Annotated in this window: 3 protein-coding genes; all 3 read right to left on the bottom strand. The window is 70.2% G+C overall.

The genetic code is table 11. From position 1 onward, the window contains the following. The coding region (locus G6019_RS02580) for a DNA translocase FtsK 4TM domain-containing protein (protein WP_182626988.1) at nt 1-796 on the bottom strand (796 nt) is incomplete at its 3' end. Between the two features lie 313 nt (nt 797-1,109). After that, on the bottom strand, nt 1,110-1,766 hold the full coding sequence (locus G6019_RS02575; protein WP_107756601.1) for a TIGR03085 family metal-binding protein: 657 nt from the start codon (nt 1,764-1,766) through the stop codon (nt 1,110-1,112). Between the two features lie 5 nt (nt 1,767-1,771). After that, complete coding sequence (locus G6019_RS02570; RefSeq protein ID WP_309230130.1) at nt 1,772-3,838, bottom strand: ribonuclease J; 2,067 nt, start codon at nt 3,836-3,838, stop codon at nt 1,772-1,774. Nucleotides 3,839-3,857: the final 19 nt, after the last annotated feature.

The following is a 3,857-nucleotide window of genomic DNA, read 5'->3' as shown; positions in this document are numbered from 1 at the left end:
GTGCGGCGGGGGGCCCGTCGCCCTCGGACACCGACTCGCCTGCTGCACCGGCGGCAGCCGGCATCTCGACCGTCTCCCCGGTGCTCGGCGTATCCGACCACGCGGCCACCCGGCGGCGCGCCTGACGTCGTGGTGCGGGTCGCTCCCGGTCGTCCGGGGTGCCGTTCTCGGAGATCGGGTACGCGGTCGTGGCGTCGGGGTCGTCCCAGACCGCCTCCGGGTCCTCGTGATCGACGATGTCTCCGCTTCCGTCCCACCCGAAGAACCCGCGCACGACTCCCGGGATCTCCCTGGCCGGTCGACCCACAAGAACCAGGACACCGAACGCGACGAGCAGGACCAACAGCGGGACGGCGACGAAGATGGACAGGCCCGCCTCGAGCGTGCCCCCGACGATCCTCCCCAGCACGCCGGCTCCGCCACGGACACCGTCCGGGTCCGCGGGTGAACCCGATCCCAGATGCCACAGACCCAGCACACCGAGTGTGGTCACGGTGGTCCCCACCACCCACCTGGACTGGACGTCGGGCCGTGGCTCCCGGGCCATCACGAGCACGCCCCAGACACCGAGGACCAGCGGCAGGAGCGCGCTGGGGGTTCCGACGACCGTCCGGACACCCGTGTCGATCCACTCCCCGACCGGGCCCGCCGCGCCGAACCACACCGCTCCTGCGAACACGATCGCGATCCCGACGAGGGCCAACCCGAGTCCGTCCCGTCTGTGCGGCGGTGCGACACGGTCCTCGTCGTCAGCGCCCCGCAGGCCGCGCACACCGTGACCGAGGCCTCTCGCCATCCCCGCCCATCCACCCCGCAGACCGCGACCGACCGCGCCGAAGGCTCCGGACGTCCGTTCCGGAGCGGGCGTCACCGCGCGGGAACGTGCGCGGGTACCGGACTTCGGAGTCGAGACGACGGCACCGCGCCGGGAACCACCCCCACGGGACGACGACGAGGTAGACGCGGTGGTTCGCTGTCCGGCGGACTTCGAGGCCGGGCGTCGTCCACCTGGGGCACGGGTGGATCGCGTGTTCGAGCTGGGTGCCATGGGAGTCACTCTATCTTCTCGCACCCCATCGGTAACAGCAGCCACACGGGGCGGCGGTAGGTCAGATGCCCCTCGGCACCGCCTCCAGCGCGGCGATCCCCTGGTGCGAGCCGGAGATGTCCACGTCGACCGCACGCCGACCGAACGCCCACAGGAGAAGCTCCACGGGGGCGGCCGTCACGCTGACGAGCGGGGCGAGCGCGGCCCCGGTGGACACCGCACCGGGCTTGCTCAGACTCATCCCCGGAGGGGTACGCAGATCGACACGGGCGGTCACCCGCCGCAGGAACGTCTTCGCCACGGTCGTCCCGAGCGCCCAGATGCGATCGAGATCCTCGATGCCGAACTCCCGCGCCGTCCACTGCCCGTCGGCCCTTCGGACGTCCTCGTGGTGCACGAGGTACTCCGCGGCATTGGCCACACGGTCTGCGTAGCGGAGCGGTGAGTACCACGGTGCGCCCGCGGCGATCTTCTCCAGCAGTTCCTCCCACGGGGTCTCGGTCTCCCGGAGGCGCAGGTCCTCCATGCGCGAGGCGAGCGCCGGCAGGACGATCCCCGCGGCGACGTCGGGGCGCGCTTCTCGCACCACCAGGTGCGCGGCGAGATCCCGGGTCGTCCACCCGTCGCACAGTGTCGGCGCCTCCGGACCGGCGGCACGCATCGTCTCGACGAGAGCGCTCCGCTCCCGTTGCGCCAGTGTCCGCCGGCCGGGGTCCACCCGCCTCAGCCCTCCGCCGCCACGGAGGTGATGACGGTGGGCACGATCATCGGCTTGCGGCGCCACTTCTCGGACACCCAGGAACCGACTGTGCGGCGCACCGACTGCGCGAGGCGGTAGGGATCGGTCTCACCCTCGCCCGCCAGGTCCCACAATGCGTTCTCGACGAGCTCGACCACGGGGTCCAGTGCGCCCGGCTCGTCGGTGAAGCCCTTTCCGATGATCTGGGGCTTGCTCACCGGTCGCCCGGTACGGGGATCCACGACCACGGTCGCGACGATGAAGCCGTCCTCGGCGAGCGCGGTGCGGTCAGCCAGGACGGTGTCACCGATGTCGCCGGTCGACAGGCCGTCCACGTAGAGATTGCCCACCTGGACCTGGCCGACCACCGAGGCCTTCCCGTCCACCAACTCCACCACGACGCCGTTCTGGGCCAGCACCACGTTCTCCTCCGGCACCCCGGTGGCGATCGCCAGAGCCTTGTTGGCACGCAGGTGTCGCCACTCGCCGTGGACCGGCATCGCGTTCTTGGGGCGCACGGCGTTGTAGACGAAGAGCAACTCCCCCGCGTCGCCGTGGCCCGACACGTGGACGTTCGCGTCGCGGCTGGTGACCACGTTCACGCCCATCTGGGACAGGCTGTTCTGGACACCGAAGACGGGCTCCTCGTTGCCCGGGACGATGGACGAGGAGAAGATCACGGTGTCGCCCTCGGAGAGGTTGATCTGGCGGTGCTCACGGCGCGCCATGCGGGACAGCCCCGCCATCGACTCGCCCTGCGTTCCGGTGGTCATCACGACGACCTTCTCGGACGGGAGCTTCGCCGCGGTATCCATGTCCACGATCACGTTCTTGGGATCGGACAGCAGCCCCATCTCGAGTGCGATCTCCATGTTCCGGATCATCGACCGACCGGTGAGGGCGACCTTGCGCCCGCTCGCGGCGGCCGCCTCGATGACCGACTGGACGCGGTAGACGTTCGAGGCGAAGCACGCCACGACCACGAGCTGACGGGCGTCCGAGATGAGCCGTTGGAGAGCGGGACCGATCTCAGACTCCGACCGACTGACGCCCGGCGTGGTCGCGTTGGTCGAGTCCATCAGCAGGAGGTCGATGCCCTCGTCACCGAACCTGCCCATCTTGGGCAGGTCGGTGGGGCGCTTGTCCGTCGGGAGCTGGTCCAGCTTGATGTCGCCCGTCATCATCACCGACTGACCGCCGGCGCGGATGACCACGCCGAGGCACTCGGGGATCGAGTGGTTGACGTCGAAGTAGCGCACCTCGAACTTCCCGAGGGTGCTCACGCTGGACTCGTCGACCTCACGGAAGACGGGCTTGATGCGGTGCTCACGGCACTTGGCCGCGACCAGTGCGAGCGTGAAGCGGGACCCCAGGATCGGGATGTCCGGTCGGAGCTTGAGCAGGAACGGGATGGCCCCGATGTGATCCTCATGGGCGTGGGTCAACACGAGCGCCTCGACCTGGTCGAGGCGGTCCTCGATGTGCCCGAAATCGGGGAGGATGAGGTCCACTCCCGGCTCTGTCGAGCTCGGGAACAGCACGCCACAGTCGACGATGAGCAGCTTCGAGTCGTACTCGAAGGTCATCATGTTGCGGCCGATCTCGGTGACTCCACCGAGGGCCACCATCCGCAGCGCTCCCTTGCGGGGCTTGGGCGGGCTGGGCAGACGCACGGTCATGTCCCCGCCCTGCATGGTCTTGACCCCGCCGAACTCGGCCGTGGAGGTGTTGCCGTTCCCGCGACCGCGGCCCCGGCCTCCGCGGCCGCGACCCTGCTGCCCACCGGACTGGCTCTCACCGGACTGGTTTCCACCGCCTGCGGACCCACGCCCGCGACCGCGCGAACCGCCCTTGGGAGAATCCTGCTTCTGGTCCTGCTGTCCCTTGCCCTGCTGTCCCCTACTCTTCTGGGAACCGCCCTGCTGGGAGCCGCCCTGCTGGGACTTGCCCTGCCTCCGCTGCCCCTGACTGTCCTGGTCCTGCGTCGGGCGGTCGTCGCCGCTGCTCGTGGACGGCGCGGCCGAGGTGGCCGCGGGCTCGGTGAACTGCACGGCGGTCGCGGGCGCGGGT

The sequence above is a fragment of the Dietzia sp. DQ12-76 genome (assembly GCF_014145045.1).
GTDB lineage: Bacteria > Actinomycetota > Actinomycetes > Mycobacteriales > Mycobacteriaceae > Dietzia.
Note: the sequence above shows the minus strand (reverse complement) of the source record. Positions and strands in the feature narration are given on the sequence as shown.